This is a genomic window from Paenibacillus sp. 1011MAR3C5, assembly GCF_003591485.1.
Taxonomy (GTDB): Bacteria; Bacillota; Bacilli; order Paenibacillales; family Paenibacillaceae; genus Pristimantibacillus.
Window position 1 is genome coordinate 157,092 of sequence record NZ_QZCF01000009.1, and the last position, 18,881, is coordinate 175,972.

Annotated in this window: 26 protein-coding genes; 25 read left to right on the forward strand and 1 reads right to left on the reverse strand. The window is 45.7% G+C overall.

The window, feature by feature from the left end:
- Positions 1-112 precede the first annotated feature (112 nt).
- From D3P07_RS22735 to D3P07_RS22775, 9 genes are all read left to right on the forward strand, one after another.
- Entirely contained in the window at positions 113-421 is a 309-nt protein-coding gene (locus D3P07_RS22735) for a PadR family transcriptional regulator (RefSeq protein WP_310732572.1), read from the forward strand.
- The gene (locus D3P07_RS22740; RefSeq protein WP_119802549.1) at positions 418-765 is read left to right on the forward strand and encodes a DUF1048 domain-containing protein; all 348 of its coding nucleotides are present in this window, start codon (positions 418-420) and stop codon (positions 763-765) included. Before D3P07_RS22735 ends, D3P07_RS22740 begins: the two co-directional genes overlap by 4 nt.
- Before the next feature lie 12 nt (positions 766-777).
- Entirely contained in the window at positions 778-1,128 is a 351-nt protein-coding gene (locus tag D3P07_RS22745) for a DUF1048 domain-containing protein (RefSeq protein ID WP_119802551.1), read from the forward strand.
- Positions 1,129-1,140: 12 nt separating this feature from the next.
- The gene (locus tag D3P07_RS22750) at positions 1,141-1,899 is read left to right on the forward strand and encodes an ABC transporter ATP-binding protein (RefSeq protein WP_119802553.1); all 759 of its coding nucleotides are present in this window, start codon (positions 1,141-1,143) and stop codon (positions 1,897-1,899) included.
- Entirely contained in the window at positions 1,900-2,670 is a 771-nt protein-coding gene (locus tag D3P07_RS22755; RefSeq protein WP_119802555.1) for an ABC transporter permease, read from the forward strand.
- Positions 2,671-2,922: 252 nt separating this feature from the next.
- Positions 2,923-3,615, forward strand: coding sequence for a response regulator transcription factor (locus D3P07_RS22760; RefSeq protein ID WP_119802557.1), 693 nt, complete (start codon positions 2,923-2,925; stop codon positions 3,613-3,615).
- Between the two features lie 80 nt (positions 3,616-3,695).
- Positions 3,696-4,619, forward strand: coding sequence for an ATP-binding cassette domain-containing protein (locus D3P07_RS22765; protein ID WP_119802559.1), 924 nt, complete (start codon positions 3,696-3,698; stop codon positions 4,617-4,619).
- On the forward strand, positions 4,612-5,373 hold the full coding sequence (locus tag D3P07_RS22770) for an ABC transporter permease (protein WP_182914469.1): 762 nt from the start codon (positions 4,612-4,614) through the stop codon (positions 5,371-5,373). The genes D3P07_RS22765 and D3P07_RS22770 overlap by 8 nt, the downstream gene beginning before the upstream one ends.
- Before the next feature lie 18 nt (positions 5,374-5,391).
- Positions 5,392-6,297: a sensor histidine kinase gene (locus tag D3P07_RS22775; protein ID WP_259391651.1), complete on the forward strand. Its 906-nt coding sequence runs from the start codon at positions 5,392-5,394 to the stop codon at positions 6,295-6,297.
- 412 nt (positions 6,298-6,709) lie between these two features.
- On the opposite strand, the gene D3P07_RS22785 is transcribed toward D3P07_RS22775, so the two are convergent.
- Positions 6,710-7,855 carry an epoxide hydrolase family protein gene (locus D3P07_RS22785; protein ID WP_119802565.1) on the reverse strand — a complete coding sequence of 382 codons (1,146 nt, stop codon included), beginning with the start codon at positions 7,853-7,855 and terminating at the stop codon, positions 6,710-6,712.
- Positions 7,856-7,962: 107 nt separating this feature from the next.
- Between D3P07_RS22785 and D3P07_RS22790 the strand changes: the two genes are divergently transcribed.
- The 16 genes from D3P07_RS22790 (at position 7,963) to D3P07_RS22865 (ending at position 18,725) form a co-directional block, all read left to right on the forward strand.
- Complete coding sequence (locus D3P07_RS22790; RefSeq protein ID WP_119802567.1) at positions 7,963-8,817, forward strand: AraC family transcriptional regulator; 855 nt, start codon at positions 7,963-7,965, stop codon at positions 8,815-8,817.
- A 33-nt stretch (positions 8,818-8,850) separates the two neighbouring features.
- Positions 8,851-9,420: an SF0329 family protein gene (locus tag D3P07_RS22795; RefSeq protein ID WP_119802569.1), complete on the forward strand. Its 570-nt coding sequence runs from the start codon at positions 8,851-8,853 to the stop codon at positions 9,418-9,420.
- 162 nt (positions 9,421-9,582) lie between these two features.
- A complete protein-coding gene (locus D3P07_RS22800) occupies positions 9,583-9,969 on the forward strand; it encodes an extracellular solute-binding protein (protein WP_182914470.1) in 387 nt (128 codons plus the stop codon).
- 240 nt (positions 9,970-10,209) lie between these two features.
- Positions 10,210-11,217, forward strand: a complete 1,008-nt coding sequence (locus D3P07_RS22805; protein WP_397334617.1) for an alpha/beta hydrolase — start codon at positions 10,210-10,212, stop codon at positions 11,215-11,217.
- Between the two features lie 188 nt (positions 11,218-11,405).
- Positions 11,406-12,167 (forward strand): metal-binding protein ZinT, encoded by a 762-nt coding sequence (locus D3P07_RS22810; RefSeq protein ID WP_119802573.1) that lies wholly within the window; start codon positions 11,406-11,408, stop codon positions 12,165-12,167.
- Positions 12,168-12,531: 364 nt separating this feature from the next.
- Positions 12,532-13,170, forward strand: a complete 639-nt coding sequence (locus D3P07_RS22815; protein WP_119802575.1) for an NAD(P)H-dependent oxidoreductase — start codon at positions 12,532-12,534, stop codon at positions 13,168-13,170.
- 89 nt (positions 13,171-13,259) lie between these two features.
- On the forward strand, positions 13,260-13,598 hold the full coding sequence (locus D3P07_RS22820; protein WP_119802577.1) for an ArsR/SmtB family transcription factor: 339 nt from the start codon (positions 13,260-13,262) through the stop codon (positions 13,596-13,598).
- A gap of 14 nt (positions 13,599-13,612) precedes the next feature.
- Positions 13,613-14,062 (forward strand): SRPBCC family protein, encoded by a 450-nt coding sequence (locus D3P07_RS22825; protein ID WP_182914471.1) that lies wholly within the window; start codon positions 13,613-13,615, stop codon positions 14,060-14,062.
- A gap of 240 nt (positions 14,063-14,302) precedes the next feature.
- Positions 14,303-14,725, forward strand: a complete 423-nt coding sequence (locus D3P07_RS22830; RefSeq protein ID WP_119802581.1) for a DoxX family protein — start codon at positions 14,303-14,305, stop codon at positions 14,723-14,725.
- Positions 14,726-14,776: 51 nt separating this feature from the next.
- Positions 14,777-15,106 (forward strand): ArsR/SmtB family transcription factor, encoded by a 330-nt coding sequence (locus tag D3P07_RS22835; protein WP_119802583.1) that lies wholly within the window; start codon positions 14,777-14,779, stop codon positions 15,104-15,106.
- Positions 15,103-15,522, forward strand: a complete 420-nt coding sequence (locus tag D3P07_RS22840) for an SRPBCC family protein (protein ID WP_119802585.1) — start codon at positions 15,103-15,105, stop codon at positions 15,520-15,522. The genes D3P07_RS22835 and D3P07_RS22840 overlap by 4 nt, the downstream gene beginning before the upstream one ends.
- A gap of 74 nt (positions 15,523-15,596) precedes the next feature.
- Positions 15,597-16,190: a YdeI/OmpD-associated family protein gene (locus D3P07_RS22845; protein ID WP_119802587.1), complete on the forward strand. Its 594-nt coding sequence runs from the start codon at positions 15,597-15,599 to the stop codon at positions 16,188-16,190.
- Between the two features lie 202 nt (positions 16,191-16,392).
- Entirely contained in the window at positions 16,393-17,013 is a 621-nt protein-coding gene (locus D3P07_RS22850; protein ID WP_119802589.1) for an acetate uptake transporter, read from the forward strand.
- A 109-nt stretch (positions 17,014-17,122) separates the two neighbouring features.
- On the forward strand, positions 17,123-17,329 hold the full coding sequence (locus D3P07_RS22855; protein WP_119802591.1) for an SDR family oxidoreductase: 207 nt from the start codon (positions 17,123-17,125) through the stop codon (positions 17,327-17,329).
- 154 nt (positions 17,330-17,483) lie between these two features.
- Positions 17,484-18,092: a TetR/AcrR family transcriptional regulator gene (locus D3P07_RS22860; protein ID WP_119802593.1), complete on the forward strand. Its 609-nt coding sequence runs from the start codon at positions 17,484-17,486 to the stop codon at positions 18,090-18,092.
- A 6-nt stretch (positions 18,093-18,098) separates the two neighbouring features.
- Positions 18,099-18,725: a GNAT family N-acetyltransferase gene (locus tag D3P07_RS22865; protein WP_119802595.1), complete on the forward strand. Its 627-nt coding sequence runs from the start codon at positions 18,099-18,101 to the stop codon at positions 18,723-18,725.
- Positions 18,726-18,881: the final 156 nt, after the last annotated feature.

Genomic DNA, 18,881 nt, shown 5'->3' on the forward strand with positions numbered 1-18,881 from the left:
GTGATACTTGATACCAGTCATACAGAATACCAGTCATACAGAATACCAGTCATACAGAATACCAGTCATACAGAATAGCAAAGGAATGATGAGGTTGGAAAACTTAACGGAAATGCTAAAAGGCGTGCTGGAGGGCTGCATTCTTGAAATCATTAGCCGCGATGAAACCTACGGCTACGAAATTACGCGGCAGCTGAACGCTCTCGGCTTCCAGGATGTGGTGGAGGGAACCGTGTACACGATCCTAGTCCGGCTAGAAAAAAATAAGCTGGTAGAGACCACCAAGAAGCCCTCCGATATGGGGCCGCCGAGAAAGTTCTTCACGCTCAACGACGCAGGGCGCAAGGAGCTGCAGAATTTCTGGGAAAGATGGGAGTTCGTATCCTCAAAAATGAATGAGTTAAAGGAGAGAAAACAATGAACTTTTGGGAGAAAATCACGGGAAGTGACATGACTAAACAATATAAAGCGTTTGAAGCGCGGGCCAATCTGCTGCCGGCTGATTATCAAGCGGCATGGGAAAGCATAAAGACCCATCTTTGGCAGCACTCCGATTTCACCGGACGCAACCTTATGCCCATTCTTGACGGTGTGCTTGGCCTGCTCGAAGAAACGGCGGCGGACGGCCAGAGTGTCGGGGAGGTTCTGGGTGATGACATCAAAGGCTTCTGTTCAGCGTTAGTTGGTGACGAAGGGGCAAAGTCTTACCGCGACAAGTGGCGCGCGCAGCTCAATCATAATATCGCCAAAAAATTAGGCAAATAGGAGGAAAATAAAATGAGCATACAAGATATCATCCAAGGCAAAAAAGAATGGCGCGCGCATGTGGCGCGTGTCAAAGCGCTCCCGCAAGATTATCGAATTGTGTACAAGGAGATTCAAAAATATCTCTTCAAGGTTGGCCCTGTTGAATTAAGCGAGGGGACGGGATTGCTCTCGGGGATTGTTGATCTATTTGAAGAAGGCGCAGCGTCGGGGAAAGGCGTGCTCGAAGTGACAGGCAGGGACGTAGCGGCTTTCTGCGACGAACTCATCAAGGATTCCAAAACTCACGCTGATCTCTACCAAGAAACGGTTGACCAAAAGATGAACAAGGCCATGAAAAAAGTTACGGATAAATTAAAGTAAGGGGGGATTCGCATGGGAGCAGCAATTGAAGTGAAAGGCCTGCGAAAGTCTTTCAAGGACAAAGAAGTTCTGAAGGGCGTCGATTTAGAAGTGAAGCAAGGTGAGATATTCGCCCTGCTTGGCTCCAACGGCGCGGGCAAGACGACGATTGTTAAAGTCCTTACCACGCTGCTTGCGCAGGACGGAGGAACTGCCATCGTGGACGGCTATGACGTTGCGTCAAAGTCCGATCGTGTAAGGCATTCGATCAGCCTGACCGGCCAGTTCGCCGCCGTGGACGAGATTTTGACCGGGAGGGAAAATCTCATCATGATTGCGAAGCTGCGGCATCTCGATCATCCGCGTCAGGTGGCGGATAACATGCTGCAACGCTTTGGATTGACAGAAGCCGCCGATCGCAAGCCGTCCACTTATTCGGGCGGCATGCGCCGCAGGCTCGATATCGCTTTGAGCCTTGTAGGAAATCCGCGGATTATCTTCCTCGACGAGCCGACAACCGGGCTTGATCCCGAGGCGCGTATTGAGGTTTGGAAGATTGTCAGGGAGCTTGCCGACGGAGGCACGACGATATTCCTGACTACGCAATATCTTGAGGAAGCCGAGCAACTGGCAGATCAGATTGCCATCCTGCATGAGGGCAGGATTATTGCGGGAGGCACGCTTGAGGAGCTGAAAAAGCTATTCCCGCCCGCCAAGGCGGAATATGTGGAGAAACAGCCGACATTAGAGGAGATATTCCTCGCCATCATCGGCAAAAGGGAGGCGAACTAAATGGAGACTGCAAAAAACTACTTTTTCAGCGATATGCGAGTCATGCTAGGGCGTTCCATGCGCCATGTGTTCCGCAGTATGGACACCATTATCACGGTCTGCATCACTCCGATTGCGATGATGCTGCTATTCGTCTATGTGTTAGGAGGCGCAATCCAGACCGGTACGGAAAACTATGTGAACTACCTGTTGCCAGGCATTCTGCTAATTGCGATTGCAAGCGGGATATCCTATACGGCTTACCGCTTGTTCCTGGATAAGCAACGGGGCATCATTGAGCGGTTTCACTCCATGCCGATCGCGCGTTCCACTGTGCTGTGGGGGCATGTGCTGACCTCGGTCGTATCCAACGCCATTTCTGTAGTTGTCATTATTCTTGTAGCGCTCCTTATGGGCTTCCGTTCATCGGCTGGGATCATGTCTTGGCTTGCCGTAGCCGGTATACTCGCACTGTTCACGTTGGCTTTGACCTGGATCGCGGCGCTTGCCGGTCTGTCCGCAAAAACGGTAGAAGGTGCAAGCGCGTTTTCTTACCCCCTAATTTTCCTGCCCTTCATCAGCTCGGCGTTTGTGCCGACGGAGTCGATGCCGATGGCCGTCCGCGTCTTTGCCGAAAACCAGCCGGTAACCTCAATCGTATCAGCTATACGCGCATTGCTCGCCGAACAGCCTGTCGGCAATGATATTTGGATTGCGTTAGCATGGTGCTTAGGGATACTGATCGTCGCATATTTCTTCGCGATGCGGGCATACAAACGCAAAGCCGTTTAATGGCTGCCGGCAAGATCAAGTCCTTCAGAGGTTTTGAAGATACGGGGCATTGGAAGCCGCGTATATGCTGAACGCAACCTGTTAAAGGTTGCGTTTTTTATTTGATTTCATTTTGAACTCTTCTGTATAGGTAGATCATTTCTTCTTCTTTCATTACTTGCCTTGCTCGCAGAGATGTCGTTTTTCTTGCCTATTGGTGGTAACATATGGTATGTGACTAACCGATATTTTATCGTTAACAAAGGAGAAATAATGAATAATCCGATACATATTCTTGTTGCCGAAGATGATAATGATATCAGTCGGCTGCTGTGCAGCATTATTAAGAAAAGCGGCTATATTGCCCAGCCTGCTTATTCCGGAACAGAGGCACTCCTCTATCTGGAGCAGCGCAAATGGAGCATGCTGCTTCTCGATCTGATGCTGCCGGGAATGACAGGTGAAGAGCTTCTTAGCCGGATCGACAATCGTGACGATATGCCGGTTATTATTATTTCGGCCAAAGGCGAGCCGAAGACCAAGGTATCTGTCCTTCGCGGGGGAGCGGATGATTTCATTACGAAGCCATTTGATGTGGAGGAAGTATCTGCACGAATCGATGCCAGGCTCCGCACCTATGCGCGAATCGCTCAACCGGCTTTGCCTCATGTGCTGCAGCATAAGGGGCTTGTGCTAGATCGAGACACGATGTCGGTTACTGCAGATGGAGCTGAACTGACTTTGACCGCACGAGAGTTTGAGATCCTTTCCTTGCTGCTGTCGGCACCGAAGAAAGTATTCACCAAATCCAATCTATACGAAAGAGTTTGGCAGGAACCCTTCTACGGAGACGACAACATTATGAATGTTCATATGAGCAATTTGCGAAGCAAGCTGGCAAAGGCTGCTCCGGGATGCGACTTTATCGAGACAGTATGGGGCATGGGCTATCGGCTAAAGCCTTAAGACATTCTTAAGATTTGACTTTAGTTCTGCTTATGTTTTGGCTTCTATATTTGGTCTATCACATAAAGGAGGCCAAGAAGATGCATGAATATGTGTTGAAGACCAATCAGCTATCCAAACAATTCAAAGGACATAGAGCGCTGGACAAAGTTAATTTGTCCATCCGAAAAGGAGCGATTTATGGGTTCATTGGGCAAAACGGAGCGGGGAAATCAACGTTGATCCGTCTTGTGACGGGGCTAGCTTTTCCGACCGAGGGTTCCATTGAACTATTCGGAGTCAGTGAAGAGAAGGCGTTGATCCAGACTCGCAAACGAATCGGGTCTAGTATCGAAAGCCCTGCCTTATTCCCTCATATGACCGCCAGCGAGAATTTGGAGGTAAACCGGATTCTACGCGGTATTCCAGGCAAAGATTGTGTGCCAAGAATGCTGAAGCAAGTCGGGCTGCATGAAACCGGCAAGAAAAAAGCGAAAAACTTCTCGCTTGGCATGAAGCAGCGGCTAGGTTTGGCAATCGCCTTGCTGGGCGATCCGGAATTCTTGATTCTGGACGAGCCGACCAATGGGTTAGATCCGATGGGCGTTATTGAAATGCGGGAGCTGCTCAAGACCTTAAATCGGGAACTCGGCATTACGATTCTAATCTCAAGCCATATCCTGAGCGAACTGCATTTGATGGCCAGCCATTATGGCATTATCCACCGCGGCCAGCTGCTGGAGCAGCTGACTGCTGAAGAGCTGGAAAGCAAATGCAGGCAGTATGTGTATATTAAAGTGAATGATCCGGGCACGGCCGCTGCCATTATCGAAAGCGAACTGGGTACATCGGATTTCGAAGTGATGCAGGATGGAGCTATCAAATTATATAGCTGTATAGAGAAGCCAAGTAATGTTTCCTCTGCACTATTTTCTGAAGGCTTGGAGATTGAGGCGTTTACAGCGATGGGCGAAGACTTGGAGAGTTATTTCACGAAGCGGATTGGAGGCAATCCGCATGTATAATTTGATTAGAGCCGAGTTGTTCAAACTCCGCAAGAATAGGTCGTTCTGGACGATGCTGATTGCGTTTGCCGTACTCTCGCTAGCGTACCCTTTGCTGTATTATTTTGATCATAGATCCAGCGGGCAGCCGCAATTCACAGGAGCTGAATTTCTGATCAGCTTTATATCAAGCAATGCCTATGTTATCAAATTAGGCGTAGCGATGCTGGCAGGGTTCTTCATTTCTAACGAGTATGCGTCCGGGATCATGAAAACAATCGCATCAACAGGTCACACAAGAGATAGACTATACACGGCGAAGCTTATCGGGTTTGCAGGCGGAGCCATGCTGCTCTCTCTCGTTTTTCCCATCGTCAGCACGGTGGAAGTTTCGCTGCTGTCCGGATTTGGTCAATTGCCGGATGAAAGCACTGTGTTATTCATACCTAGAGTGCTTGGGTTGACTCTGCTTTATACGGCGGCATATGCGGCCATTGGGGCGCTGATTGCCGTGATTATGACGGACAGCGGAAAAACGATCGGAGGTTCATTGATTTTTTTTCTGATGATCGATATCGTTTTGGCTGGCATTGGTTCAAAGATAGATTTTATTGGTCAGCTGTACGATTATTCGATCTTCAAGCTGATTGGGGATATCGGCAAACCCAGCATAGATAGCCGAGATATACCTGCTCTCTTGCTTGTGCCTTTGCTGACTATCGTCTTATGTGCTTTAGTGGGTATTGCGGTGTTCCGCCGAAAGGATATTAAATAATACAGGGGAGTGGGGAGCATGTTGCTTGTACTGGGAATCCTATCGATGGCGGCAGCGGCTCTCCTGCTTGCCCGTTTATTCATGCTAAGGCGGGAGCTAGATCGGATGACAGAGCAATTGCGAAGCTACAACGCAGGAATAACGGGCAAAAAAATCGACATCTCTTTATTCGATCAGAAGCTTGAAGCGCTTGCCAGTCAAATCAATGGCCAATCCCGTTTAATCGTTGAGGCGGACGCGCGTAGAAAAAAGGTCGAACATGAATTTCGGCAGGCTGTTGTGAGCATTTCCCATGATATCCGCACTCCGCTAACTTCTATTATCGGATATGTACAACTGCTGGAGGCTGAGAACATCACGCCCGAAGAGAAAAATGAATACGTTACTATCGTTAAAAATCGGACCAAACGTCTACAGGCGTTGTTGAACGATTTTTTTGAGCTGTCCATAATAGAATCGCCGGATTATCCGCTAAAAACCGAAAAGCTTAGATTGAAGGACTTGATCTCCGATATTGTGGTGCAATTCTATGATTCATTCAACGAACACGGAATCACACCCGACATACAGCTTCCCGAGCAACAAGTATCTGTATACGCCGACCAATCGGCTGTGCGGAGAGTGGTTGAAAACTTGCTTGGCAACACAATCAAATATGCAGCTGGCCAAGTGGAGATCCGGCTCGAAGAACAACAAAAGGCAGTAGAATTAATGATTATGAACGAAGCGAAGGAATTAGCCGGAAGCGACGTTAATCTCTTGTTTGATCGGTTCTATACGGCTGATCGTGCACGATCTGCCCAAACCTCCGGGCTTGGTCTTCCTATCGCCAAAAGTCTGATGAACAATATGGGCGGGACACTAACCGCCGAGCTGCGCGGTGAAAAGTTAGTCCTTGTCTGCAGCTGGGAAAAGGCAGTATAGTTTATTCATAAAGCATGAATCGGGATTCAGGTATCCCATTCATGATTGGCTTCGGTAAGGGGCATAAATTACTATTGATCTTTCTTCTTCAAGGCTATATTTATCAGTATCAAAATTGCAATTAGATAAAGCAAATATTGAAACGAATATAAATAGGGAAACAACACCAGATAACTGAAGTTATTTGGCACTATTTTCTGAAATAAAAAAGGGATAGCAAAACCAAGCAGAAATCCGATTTGGAAAAAAGAAAATGCCCCAAATAATCCCCAATCCTTTTTCTTGCAGGTTATAAAAATACCGAAGAAAAGCGCAATAACAATAATGCCATGAATAAAATAAAGGATCATAATTCCCCTCCATATTCCATTTTTCCATTCTAAACAGGTTGAAGTATTCCGAGCTCTATATTTTACGTTCTTAGCGGTCTAAAGAACGCACGAATATCATCGGCCATCAGCTCCGGTTCTTCCATAGCTGCAAAATGTCCGCCCCGTGGCATTTCTGTCCAGCGTGTAATATTCAGGTTGCGCTCGGCCCATGCCTTGGGAGACAATAAGACATCTGCTGAAAATAGGGCAATGCCTGTCGGCACGTCGATGCGGCCTAATGGCGGCAGAGAATGTGAGTTTTCATAATACATGTGTGCTGTTGAACCAATGGTGTTGGTAACCCAATAGATCATAATATGAGTGAGCAACTCATCCTCGCTAAAGATTTGACTAAGGTCTCCCTTACAATCGCTCCAGGAACGGAATTTCTCAATGATCCAGCTGGCCAATCCTACCGGCGAATCAGAAAGTCCATAAGCGAGACTCTGCGGTTTTGTGGACTGAATGGACATATACCCGCCCTCTTGAGCAATCCATGCTGCAGCCTTTATTTTGTATTGCCGCTCTTCTTCAGAAAGGTCTTCCGAATCATTGGAATTCAGGAGGCTTCGAATAATGCCGACATCCGTCAGATGGATGCCGACCAATCGCTCAGGATAGTTGGCTGCCAGGTATCTTGTGACACCGGAGCCCATGTCTCCGCCTGCGGCAGCAAATTTTTGGTAGCCTAATTCTGTCATGAGTTTCGTCCACATCTCGGCGACACGAAGGTTATTGATGCCAGGGGAGGCAGGCTGACTAGAGAAACCAAACCCGGGCAATGAAGGGACAATGACATCAAATGAATCCTCAGGATTACCGCCGTAGCTGGCTGGATCAGTCAGAAGAGGTATAATCTTTTCGTAACGAAGGTAACTGTCGGGCCAGCCGTGGGTCAGGATAATGGGCAGGGGATTGGGGCCTTTGCCACGCTCATGTATGAAGTGCACATTTATATCATCAATATCGCAAGTGAATTGGGTGAAGTCATTCAACTTCGATTCTTGCTTGCGCCAATCATAATGGTCCCTCCAGTACGAGACGAGAGATTGTATATAACGCAATTCGGTTCCCCGTTCCCAATCGGAGTTCCTTAACTGCTCGGGCCAACGAATATGTTGCAGTTTGTATTGGAGATCATCAAGCAGCTCATCGGAGACATGAATATGAAAACGTTCAACAGCCATAATAAATTCCTCCTTTGCTATTTTGCATGATCATTATATCCTTTGAAAGGGTATGGTACACTGTTATATATGAAGCAATGAACTATACGATTTGATAGGTGATTACGATGCCTCAAGTAGATCGATACAAACAGCGTGCCGTAAATATTGAATTTTTCGCAGTCGAGGATTGCAGTCTGCTCCCTTACACTGACCGGTATTCGCTGATTTTTATCACTTCTGGAAGTATAAAGGGGATATTAAACGATCGTCCTATATGTATTAACGCCCCTGGTATTCTTTGTTTGGCTGGAGATGATGAATGGCAAGTTACAGAGAAGCATGGGCTTGCTGCACAATCGTTTAATTTCCATCCCGAGTTTCTAATATCTGCCGTTCATGTTGAGACACAGGATTACTCTAGGGCGGCTCCAAGGATACAAACAGGCCGTTCTTTCTTTCAAAGAGAACATTTGTATATGGCAGTTCCTCGTATAACCGAAAAAGCATATCCGTTTTTGTTCCAATGGTTTTTTGTTCTGGGCACAGAAGTACAGGCGCAAAGTGATGAGCGCTGGGCGTGCCGAATCAAAAAGTATCTGATTCAAATACTGGGATTGTTAGAGGATTTGAATCGAGTCAGCCAGCACTCACCTGTTGATGCAGTGTTAGAGTATATTCACACTCATTATTCCAAAAAGATTTCATTAGTGGATCTAACGAAGTGCGCTCATATGAATCGTGTGACCCTTAATCAATTATTTCAGGAACGATGCGGATATACAGCAATCGGCTATTTGCTTTCACATCGATTGAAGATGGCTTGCGATCTGCTGACACATACAGATATGAGTCTTAATGATATTGCTGAAGCGATTGGATTCCAGTATGACACTTACTTTATTAAGCAATTTACAGCCAAAAAAGGCATGTCACCGACAACCTACCGGACGATCTCGCGAACGCTCGCCACTAATGTGTAAGAGCGCATAATAAATCAAACATAGGAGAATATCATGTCTTGGAGCAAATTGAAGCAGCAATTAGAGAGCTTTCTTAGTCCTTCGTTACAAGGGAAAGTGGAATACCGTGCAACCGGATATCGTTATTTGCCCGATAAAGCAGGGATTTGTTATATCACGGTTGATAAAAAAAATATACTAAACATGAACGATGCGACTACCTTAATCAAATGGTATACATCGGAGCAGGAAATCAAAAACGACTCGAGGATCGATATTCCGATCAGCCATGAACAATTAGAAGCTGTCAGAATGAATACGGATGGCAAGATTCCAGAGGATCGTCTCATCGTCATTGCGCGAAGCAGAAAACTGTCCGAATTGGCAAAAGAACTTATGGCAGCACAAGCCTCGCTTAGTAAATCCAATTTTATCACCGTGGCTAATCAATTTTTGTCCACGTCTATTGAGGAAAGCATCGAAAGCAAGGATATCATACTAAATATATTGGCATTGGCCGATAGGCGAGTTGGGAAAAAGCGGATTTTGAACATGTCCGAAAAAATCAAGCTGAAGCATCCGGCTGTGCAGTATTTTTATGAGTTAAGGCTTAATACGGTCTAAATCGAGCTTTCAAAGTCAAGATGGATTCAAAACGAACACGTCGTATACGGCGTGTTTTTTTGTTGCTTTCGATAATAGATGCAGACTTCCAAAAATAATAGCTGTCACAAATTAAGGTGTGTCGCTAGTTATAGTTATGAAGTCGTTATCGAGATCATACAAATGCCGTCATTCCATGAAGAAAGCCCGCAAGAACGGAAAAACAAACTGATTCAAATGATCGAAACCGAGCAGCCGGATATTTTATTTCTTTACGAATATCAATTTAAAGAAATAGCTTCAGAAAATATGCTCATGGATCTGGATACTCTGCTTAACCAAGACAAGGATAATGGGATACTCTCCGGTATGGTTCCCGTAAAAACCGAATATCTTCGATCCATCGGCTCCGGCAAATTGTACGGTTTATCCAATGGATTCTACAGTCGGGCGCTGTATCACAATAAAGACCTGTTCGACCGTGCGAATGTGCCTTATCCCCGAGATGGAATGTTGAAGAGCTTGCTCGATATCTTGTCTCATAGTATCCTCACCTTCCGGAAATTGTAAGTCTATAAGAGAAGGGTACTAGGTTTCTGAAAAAATGGCAGTATAATTTTTCTGAATAATTTAGAGAGATTTTCTGAAACTTGATATTCGTTTTTTAAATAGATTCGAAGTTACACATCGCGGATAAACACGCGGTTCATATGCCGTTCATCTTGACGTAATAGAGAGTACATATCCGTCGTGTATGATTTCCTTGAAGGCTTGCAGCTAATAAATTGATAAGGTCAGGAGTCGATACGAGTGAAACAAAGTGAGGTCATAAAGGGGAAGAAGGAACCGGCTACAGATAAGAAGCCAACTTCAATGATGAAAAAAATCGTTATTCTTTTAATGAAAGCAATAGCAGTATTGGCCATACTAGGAATCGTATTTGTTGGCATTGTTTTTATCGTAGATAAGGTCGCCGCCAAATCGGAGCAGGGGAAGATACAATCCTATGGCCAATTAGTGCCTGTAGACGGGAAAAAGATGAATGCTGTCATTCAAGGAACAGGGGAAGAAATAATCGTGCTTTTGCCGGGCTTTGGAACTGCGGCGCCAGCACTTGATTTTAAGCCGTTAATCGATGAGCTATCACCATTCTACAAAGTGGTCGTGATTGAACCTTTTGGTTATGGATTAAGTGATATTACAGATAAAGAAAGAACGACAGCAAATATCGTAAGTGAAATCCACGAAGCCTTGCAGAGCCTGCAAATTGACCGTTACATTCTAATGACTCACTCCATTTCTGGCCTGTACGGCTTAGATTATGTGAACAAATATGAAAACGAAGTGAGTGCATTTGTAGGGCTCGATAGCAGCGTTCCAACGCTTAGTGAACAAGAGGTTTCATCTTCAACTTTAGGGCTTTTAAGCCTAATCAAAAAAACCGGGTTCAACAGATTATATGCGAAGCTAGGCGATGACCCGTATGTTGAGCTCCCTTATGATGATGAAACAAAAGAACAAATGAGAATGCTTGGTCTCAAAAACATGTTAAATCCAAACCATATAAATGAAATTAAGTGGATGCCTGCTAATTTTAAAGGGGCTGAACAGATAACATTCCCCCATAAGCTTCCCGTTGTTTTTTTTGTACAAGCGAATCATCCTGTAACGGATAGATGGATACCTGAGCATGATAAGCAAGCAAAAGCTTCTATGTATGGTAAAGTGATGACACTCGAAGCGGATCATTACTTGTATCGTACCCATGCAAAAGAAATCGCAGAAAAATTCGGGGCATATATGGAAGAAATCAAATAAGAAAAGCTGTTGCGGCATCATGTGTAAGGGTTCTTACATAGGATGCCGTTTTTTTGAGGCTGATCTACTCCATTCACAGGCGAGCCGGGCGATATATTCGTAATTATTACGAATTACCTTGACGAATCCGTTCATCCTCCGTATAATCCTTAATAGTAAACATTACTATTAAATAGAGGAGACTTGTAATGATAGGGACATTTAGAACAGGAATATTTGTAATAGCATTGGGGGTATTGCTTGCAGGCTGTCAAAGTTCGGACTCTAATGGCAATCATCTTTCCAAGGAAGCAGCGGCAGAAATCGAAATTATTGAAAGCAGCAATAACCATAGTCACGCTGATGATCACGATCATGATCACGACCATGATGACCACGATCATGAGCACAGCCACGACCATGATGAAGAGGAAACGGCGATCTACAAGGGATACTTCGAGGACAGCCAGGTTCTGGATCGCACGCTAGCCGATTGGGAGGGAGATTGGCAATCGGTATATTCGTATTTGCTGGATGGAACGCTGGATGAGGTGTTCGCACACAAAGCGGCGGATACCGGGACAATGACGGCGGCAGCGTACAAGGAATACTACGATGTTGGCTACAAAACCGACACGGAACGGATTGTCATCGTTGGCGATACCGTTACCTTTTACAAGAATGGCAAGGAGTACACAGGCAAGTATCAATCCGATGGATACGAAATACTGACGTATGAAGCGGGAAATCGCGGAGTGCGATTCGTTTTCAAATCGGTGGAAGCTATCGATGGGTTGCCTCGATACATCCAATTCAGTGATCACCGCATTGCTCCAATCAAATCCGGCCACTTCCACCTGTATTGGGGAGACGACCGCGATGCTTTGCTGAAGGAAGTGACCAATTGGCCTACTTACTACCCGACCAGCATGGATGGTCACAGTATTGCGCATGAAATGATTGCGCATTAGTCTATCTCGGTCCAGTGCTTGCCAAACCGAAAAAAACACGCCATCTTCGGCGTGTTTTTTCGTGGTGAACTCGTGGGATAAGTCTACTCAACCTTTACTTTGGAGCTTGATGTGACGAAGCCCATTCAGATTGAAAAGTTGGCAGGGAGAGGTAGCTGATCCGCGCAGGGATTTCTGCTTGACAATTAGATTAATCCGCCTTATATTTAACCTATAAGTTAAATAACCAAACGGTTAAATATAAACTAACTCAGGAGTTGATGAGTACAGAAAATGAGTTGTTGAATCCGATTATGATACGCCGTAGCTATGTATTGATCATTTTTCATCACAAACATTCTAATAAAAAGGCAGGTCTTCATTTATGGCAACCGTATTATTTATAACAGCAAATCCTAATTATGAAACCTCTTATAGTCTGGCAGTAGGACAAGCATTCGTGTCAGCATACCGATCCGCTAATCCGGATGATGAGGTTATCCATCTGGATCTCTACAAAATGAGCATTCCTGAGCTAGATGCCGATGTATTCAGCGGATGGGGCAAGCTTGGGGGAGGCACTGCATTTGAGGAATTGACGGATGCTGAGAAAGCAAAGGTAGGACGTCTCGGAGAATTGGTCGAACAGTTCGTGGCCGCAGATAAGTATATTTTTGTTAACCCCATTTGGAATTATTCCTTTCCTCCTGTCATGAAAGCCTATATCGACTCCATATGTGTGGCTGGCAAGACGTTCAAATACGTTCCAGGGCAAGGGCGGGTTGGCTTGCTGAGGGATAAAAAGGCGGTTCACATTCAAGCGAGCGGAAGCGTGTTGTCTCCTGGTTCAGAGCTTGCGGATCTCGAAATGGGGCATCGTCATTTGAATGCCATTATGAAGTTTTTCGAGATTCCCAGCTTTGGGAGCATCTTTGTAGAGGGGATGGCTGCAGATCCTGAGCAGGCTCCAGCGATTAAAGAAAGGGCGATTCAACAAGCGCGCGAGATGGCAAGCAGCTTCTAAATATTCTAGACCAGAGCCGGCGGTATTCGGTTGAATCGAGCCGTTCGGCTCTTCTTGACTTTAGATCAAAATCGCATAAACTTAAACGTATGGTTAATTATAACGATGAGAACTTAAATGATGTGTTCCAGGCGCTCTCTGATCCGACGAGACGAGAGATCATACGTAGCTTGGCGGCCAGCGAGATGACGGTTATGAACCTGGCGAAGCCTTTTGATATGTCCTTGCCTGCCATATCCAAGCACCTGAAGGTGATGGAGAAGGCAGGTTTAGTTTCCGTTCGGAAGGAAGGAACGTACCGGTATTATTATCTGAACCCACAGGCGATAGAAAATGCTCAAGAGTGGTTGGTGGACTTGAGGAAGTTCTGGACTGCGCAGGTGTTCAACCTTGAACAGTTCCTGGAGACTCAGTCCAAAGAAGACTAATGGAGGCGCTACACATGATTTCATTGGATGACGGGAAATTTCTCCTCAAGCTTCATCACGTATACAACGCGAGCATCGACAGAGTGTTCCAGGCCTGGACGAAAAAAGAACAGCTGGAGCAATGGTGGGGACTGACCGATTTTACGACGACCGTAGAGCAGATGGACGTTACAGTCGGAGGGAGCTACATCTTCCATATGGAAGCCCCCAATGGCAGCATTCACACGCTGGCAGGCCATTATGTGGAGATCGTTCCGAATAAAAAGCTTTCATTCACCTGGAAGTGGGTTAATGAAGGGGCGAGTGCTGAGGAAACGCTTGTTACGATTGGTTTTGTCGAGAAGGGCGGCAAGACGGAGCTGATCATCACGCATTCCAAGTTCTCCACGATGCAAGCGGCGAAGCGGCACAATAACAATTGGACCCATGCGCTAGAAGGCGGGTTGTGTAGTTATTTGCATTGATGAGTCTGGTTAGGAAGTATACGGATGCATTATAAAATGACAAAGAAATCCACATGCGAGTGTATTCACTCCATGTGGATTTCTTTTTTTTGCGGAAGGCATAAAAAATGATATTGACATGACACCAAAAGGTGTCCTATAATCAAAACATCAAATAGACACCAAATGGTGTCCAATAAAGCTGCTGAAAAGATTTGAATATTAATCAATACGACTTGAACCATAACGAGGAGGAAGAAAATGAGCAACATAATAGGCGCGAAAATGTTGGCGAAAGCAGAAACGCAGTCCAGAGGCAAAATCATTGCTTATTGGACGGCCGCATCACTGCTCGCCGTAGCTATGACTTTAAGCGGGATCGGGCAGCTAATGCAATTAGGGGGCAACGTCGAGCTCGTCACAAGTATCGGATTCCCATTGTATATCATGACCATTCTGGGGATATGGAAGGTGCTTGGAGCGGTAGCGATCATCATGCCTGGTTTTCCCCGGGTGAAGGAATGGGCTCATGCAGGCATCTTTTTTCTAATGACGGGTGCGGCTTTGTCCCATGTGTTCGCTAACGATTATGGTGAAGGCGGCTTTAATCTGATCCTTCCGCTCTGCTACGCTGCACTTAATATCGCCGCATGGGCGCTGAGACCGAAGAACCGGAAGCTTTAAGGGTGGTTCCTTCGTTGAAGCTACTCCAGAACCTAGTGGAGGGAGGCTGTTATGAGTGAGAACAACCGGTTGAGGGATGTATTTGACGCCATTGCAGATCCAACTAGACGCCGGCTGATCCGTTTGCTGGCAGAGGCTGAAGAGGTACCGCTTCATGATTTGACCGCACGGTTTGAAATCGGGCGAACGGCGGTATCCAAGCATTTGACCATCTTAAAGGAAGCGGGACTAGTGCTCGACAGGAAAGTTGGCAGAGAAACGAGATACCGGCTAAATGCCACACCGCTGAAAGAAGTGCAAGATTGGGTGGGTTATTATAGCGATTTCTGGAAGAAGAATATGCTGCGCTTAAACCAACTATTAGAGGAGGAAGAAACATGAGTTTAACATTAAATTTGGAGTTTCAGTACAACACGTCGATCGAGAGGCTGTGGTCGGCCATTACCGATTCAACGAAGCTGTCGAAGTGGATTGCGAATATTCATACGGGCGAGCCGATGGAAAATGATTTTAAACCCGTCGTAGGCCATCAGTTCCAATTCCGCACCCAGCCGAATGAATGGTGGGACGGCATTATTAGCGGCGAGGTGCTGACCGTCGATGAGCCCAATCGGGTATCCTACACCTGGTCCAGCGGTGATGAGAAGCATACCGTTACATGGACGCTGCAGGATCTCGGCAACGGGAAGGTGAATCTGCAATTGGAGCAAACCGGCCTGTCCAATCCGCAAGCGCTGGGCGGAGCGAAATATGGATGGAGCAAATGGTGCGGCGAGCTTGAGAATATGCTGGTATAATCGATTAAAGAGACAGGTACAATGGAAGTTATTGAAAATCATATTTGCTACTAGTGAATGAGGAGTGTTCCTGTATGACAACAAGCAAGCTGAATGCCAAGGTTGACGGTTTTTTGAGAAAGGCCAAGAGCTGGAAGGAAGAATTTGAAGCACTACGGGAAATCGTTCTCGACTGCGAGCTGACCGAAGACTTCAAGTGGATGCATCCTTGCTACACGTTTGAGGGTAACAACATTGTGATCATACATGGGTTTAAAGAATATTGCGCGCTTCTGTTCCATAAAGGCTCTTTGCTCAAGGATCCCCATGGTATCCTCATTCAGCAGACGGAGAACGTACAGGCAGCCCGCCAAATTCGCTTTACGAATGTAGAGCAAATCGAAGAGATGCAATTGATAATCAAAGAATACATCTATGAAGCGATTGAAGTGGAGAAAGCCGGCTTGCAGGTGGAATTCAAGAAGACGACAGAGTATACCGTTCCTGAGGAGCTGGATAATAAATTTGTGGAAATTCCTGAACTGAAAACCGCATTTGAAGCCCTGACACCGGGACGGCAAAGAGCATACCTCTTCTACTTCTCTGGGGCCAAACAATCCAAGACGCGAGAGGCACGGATTGAGAAGTATTTGCCGCATATTTTGGATGGGAAGGGTTTGGATGATTAATCCATAATAAGCTGAAGCTATCGGCTAACGAGGGTACATGGTAACAGCGTCAGACTGGACTTTATTAAAGTTCGGGTCTGACGCTTTTTCTATCGTCTGAACGGAAATATGACAATATATACACGGATATATTCAGTTTCATTGTGATGTGATAGAATAGGTCGTTAAATTGTTTCATACGAAATCGGAGGCATCTTAGTTCATGACATCACAGTCGCAACAACATGTAAAAATCGTAACAGCAGACCCCAGTGCAATTGGATTATTCGGTCTGGCCATCGTCACGCTGGTTGCATCATCGCAAAAGCTGGGCATCACATCTGGATTGGGTTATGTTATCCCTTGGGCTATTTTTTTCGGGGCATTCGCGCAGCTATTCGCCTGCATACAAGATGCGAAGCATAACAACACATTTGGCATGACAGCCTTTGGAGCTTATGCGTTCTTCTGGTTTGGGATGGCAGCCAGCTGGCTGATTAAGCTGGGGGTATTCGGGCCGGAGCTGGCATCCGGGCTCGATGTGAAGCAGCTAGGCTTTGTCTTTCTTGGCTATCTGATCTTTACGCTCTTCATGACCATTGGAGCAATGGAAACCAACAAAGTGCTATTTATCATTTTTGTATGGATTGATTTCTTGTTTATTGGATTAAGCTTAGATTCATTTGGGGTAGGAAATGGAGCTTTTCATTCCTTGGCGGCTTATGCGGAGCTAGCTATAGCCATTGTATCCTTCTACGGATGCGGAGCTGCTGTGCTGAACGCACACTTTGGACGAGTTTTTCTGCCAGTTGGCGCTCCTTTTAAAATTTTTAAAAAAGCTTGATTATTCATGCGAAGAATCATCACATATATAGATGAATGCTGACCCGTAGACTATCACTTTCAAAACAGTGTTCTCCTGCAGTGGAATTGGCCGCGCTACAGCGGAGTTAATGGCTGCAAGAGGAGCGAAGGTTGTCATTAACTATAATCAGAATGCAGTAGGAGATACGAATCGACTGGATAGACTCGTAGCACCCGTTCCCATGAAGCGAGCAGCTACTTCACAGGAAATCGCCGAAGTTCTCTGTTTCCTTGCATCCGATGCTTCCAATTATATTTTGGGAGAAACGATTACTGTAAGTGGTGGAAGGTCATAGAAATTAGTAACGATAGATTAGAGTGGATAGAACGCAACCAATAAAGGTTGCGTTTTTTTACGCTTCCGTACAGATCTGTATAAGCTAAAGTATTGCGTATCCAACCTTATTATTTTATAATGAGTAAAAACTCATTCAAAAAGATGGTGACACAATGCCGAGAACGAAAGAGCAGTTTGAAGAAATGCGAAATGCCACGCGGGCTAAAATACAATCCGCAGCGATGCAGCTATTTGCCCAGCAGGGATTCGGCATGACGAATGTGCAGGAGATCGCCGACAAAGCCGGGATCAGTATCGGTCTTTTATACAGACATTACAAAACAAAAGATGAGTTATTTCATGAGCTGGCGGAGTTTGCAGCAGCAGGTCTCGCCCGGGTTGCGGAACGATTTCAATCTGACGAATCGCCTTCTGTGTTGATGAAAGGGTTCGTCCAAGAAATTTATGAGGATATGGTATCCGGCGACGATCTGGCGAATCTGATGATACTTATGTCGCAGTCGTTTCATTCCATAGGTGACACCAATGATGGGCAGAATGGTGTGGTTACAGTAAACAAAAACCTAATCATGGCTACCAGCAAGCTGATCAAGCGAGGGCAAGAGCTAGACGAGTTCGCCGCTGGCGATTCTTATGAGATGGCTATGTTCTTCTTTTCATTCATTCAGGGGCTAGCTGAGATGAAAGTGAAGATGAAGGATGACTTCGTTATGCCGTCACCTTCCATCCTGACAGCGTTTCTATTCTCGAAAGGGGGCTGAATACAGATGTTCACCATTATCAGAGCGGATCAAACAAGAGCAGAGATCAGGCCGCAAATGGCTGATATTTTCGCAGACGGGTTTACGCAGTGGCTTGGCTTTTTTTCCAAAGACAAGCGGCAGATTTCCAGAGCTTTTGCACATATATTCGTCGAAAGCCAATTCTACTTGGCGATGTCGGGTGATAAAGTGGCGGCTATGGCGGCTTGTACGGACGGAACAGAGCTATCGGTGAGGCTGAATACGAAGCAGTTGATCAAGCATTTGGGCTTTTACAAGGGAATGCTTGCCGTGCTGTTTCTCAAACGAGAGTTTCAAGTGCCGTTTCATAATCCCAATGGAGATCAAATTTCCTTGGAGTTTGTCGGTACGGCGCTCGAATTCCGAGGCCAAGGAGCGGCATCGCAGGTCATCACTCATATCTTGGGAAGCAAGGCGTATAAAGAATGTTTGATCGAAGAGGTCGCGGATACGAATATCCCGGCAATCCGGTTATATGAAAAGCTGGGGTTCAAGGAGTACAAGAGGAAGGCGCTCCCTAAAAAGCTGGCTGAACAAAACGGTATTCATCACCTGGTATCGATGAAATATGTGAATATTGATGATAGAATAAATTCGCCAAACACGGTATAGTGGATGGGAAATAGTTCCTAAACACACAACTTAAGAGGCGGATGCTTAATGGTTCAATTAAGTAAAATAGTTTGTACCCATTGTGAGGGGAAAAAAGTAATACCTTGTTTCTGTAATGGACAATCGATCAAAGTGAAAAACTGTTTTATGTGCAGC

What these genes read in the sequence shown, in the direction of transcription:
- D3P07_RS22735 (WP_310732572.1), top strand. Translation starts at nt 113, where the DNA reads ATGCTAAAAGGCGTGCTGGAGGGCTGCATTCTTGAAATCATTAGCCGC.
- D3P07_RS22740 (WP_119802549.1), top strand. Translation starts at nt 418, where the DNA reads ATGAACTTTTGGGAGAAAATCACGGGAAGTGACATGACTAAACAATAT.
- D3P07_RS22745 (WP_119802551.1), top strand. Translation starts at nt 778, where the DNA reads ATGAGCATACAAGATATCATCCAAGGCAAAAAAGAATGGCGCGCGCAT.
- D3P07_RS22750 (WP_119802553.1), top strand. Translation starts at nt 1,141, where the DNA reads ATGGGAGCAGCAATTGAAGTGAAAGGCCTGCGAAAGTCTTTCAAGGAC.
- D3P07_RS22755 (WP_119802555.1), top strand. Translation starts at nt 1,900, where the DNA reads ATGGAGACTGCAAAAAACTACTTTTTCAGCGATATGCGAGTCATGCTA.
- D3P07_RS22760 (WP_119802557.1), top strand. Translation starts at nt 2,923, where the DNA reads ATGAATAATCCGATACATATTCTTGTTGCCGAAGATGATAATGATATC.
- D3P07_RS22765 (WP_119802559.1), top strand. Translation starts at nt 3,696, where the DNA reads ATGCATGAATATGTGTTGAAGACCAATCAGCTATCCAAACAATTCAAA.
- D3P07_RS22770 (WP_182914469.1), top strand. Translation starts at nt 4,612, where the DNA reads ATGTATAATTTGATTAGAGCCGAGTTGTTCAAACTCCGCAAGAATAGG.
- D3P07_RS22775 (WP_259391651.1), top strand. Translation starts at nt 5,392, where the DNA reads ATGTTGCTTGTACTGGGAATCCTATCGATGGCGGCAGCGGCTCTCCTG.
- D3P07_RS22785 (WP_119802565.1), bottom strand. Translation starts at nt 7,855, where the DNA reads ATGGCTGTTGAACGTTTTCATATTCATGTCTCCGATGAGCTGCTTGAT.
- D3P07_RS22790 (WP_119802567.1), top strand. Translation starts at nt 7,963, where the DNA reads ATGCCTCAAGTAGATCGATACAAACAGCGTGCCGTAAATATTGAATTT.
- D3P07_RS22795 (WP_119802569.1), top strand. Translation starts at nt 8,851, where the DNA reads ATGTCTTGGAGCAAATTGAAGCAGCAATTAGAGAGCTTTCTTAGTCCT.
- D3P07_RS22800 (WP_182914470.1), top strand. Translation starts at nt 9,583, where the DNA reads ATGCCGTCATTCCATGAAGAAAGCCCGCAAGAACGGAAAAACAAACTG.
- D3P07_RS22810 (WP_119802573.1), top strand. Translation starts at nt 11,406, where the DNA reads ATGATAGGGACATTTAGAACAGGAATATTTGTAATAGCATTGGGGGTA.
- D3P07_RS22815 (WP_119802575.1), top strand. Translation starts at nt 12,532, where the DNA reads ATGGCAACCGTATTATTTATAACAGCAAATCCTAATTATGAAACCTCT.
- D3P07_RS22820 (WP_119802577.1), top strand. Translation starts at nt 13,260, where the DNA reads ATGGTTAATTATAACGATGAGAACTTAAATGATGTGTTCCAGGCGCTC.
- D3P07_RS22825 (WP_182914471.1), top strand. Translation starts at nt 13,613, where the DNA reads ATGATTTCATTGGATGACGGGAAATTTCTCCTCAAGCTTCATCACGTA.
- D3P07_RS22830 (WP_119802581.1), top strand. Translation starts at nt 14,303, where the DNA reads ATGAGCAACATAATAGGCGCGAAAATGTTGGCGAAAGCAGAAACGCAG.
- D3P07_RS22835 (WP_119802583.1), top strand. Translation starts at nt 14,777, where the DNA reads ATGAGTGAGAACAACCGGTTGAGGGATGTATTTGACGCCATTGCAGAT.
- D3P07_RS22840 (WP_119802585.1), top strand. Translation starts at nt 15,103, where the DNA reads ATGAGTTTAACATTAAATTTGGAGTTTCAGTACAACACGTCGATCGAG.
- D3P07_RS22845 (WP_119802587.1), top strand. Translation starts at nt 15,597, where the DNA reads ATGACAACAAGCAAGCTGAATGCCAAGGTTGACGGTTTTTTGAGAAAG.
- D3P07_RS22850 (WP_119802589.1), top strand. Translation starts at nt 16,393, where the DNA reads ATGACATCACAGTCGCAACAACATGTAAAAATCGTAACAGCAGACCCC.
- D3P07_RS22855 (WP_119802591.1), top strand. Translation starts at nt 17,123, where the DNA reads ATGGCTGCAAGAGGAGCGAAGGTTGTCATTAACTATAATCAGAATGCA.
- D3P07_RS22860 (WP_119802593.1), top strand. Translation starts at nt 17,484, where the DNA reads ATGCCGAGAACGAAAGAGCAGTTTGAAGAAATGCGAAATGCCACGCGG.
- D3P07_RS22865 (WP_119802595.1), top strand. Translation starts at nt 18,099, where the DNA reads ATGTTCACCATTATCAGAGCGGATCAAACAAGAGCAGAGATCAGGCCG.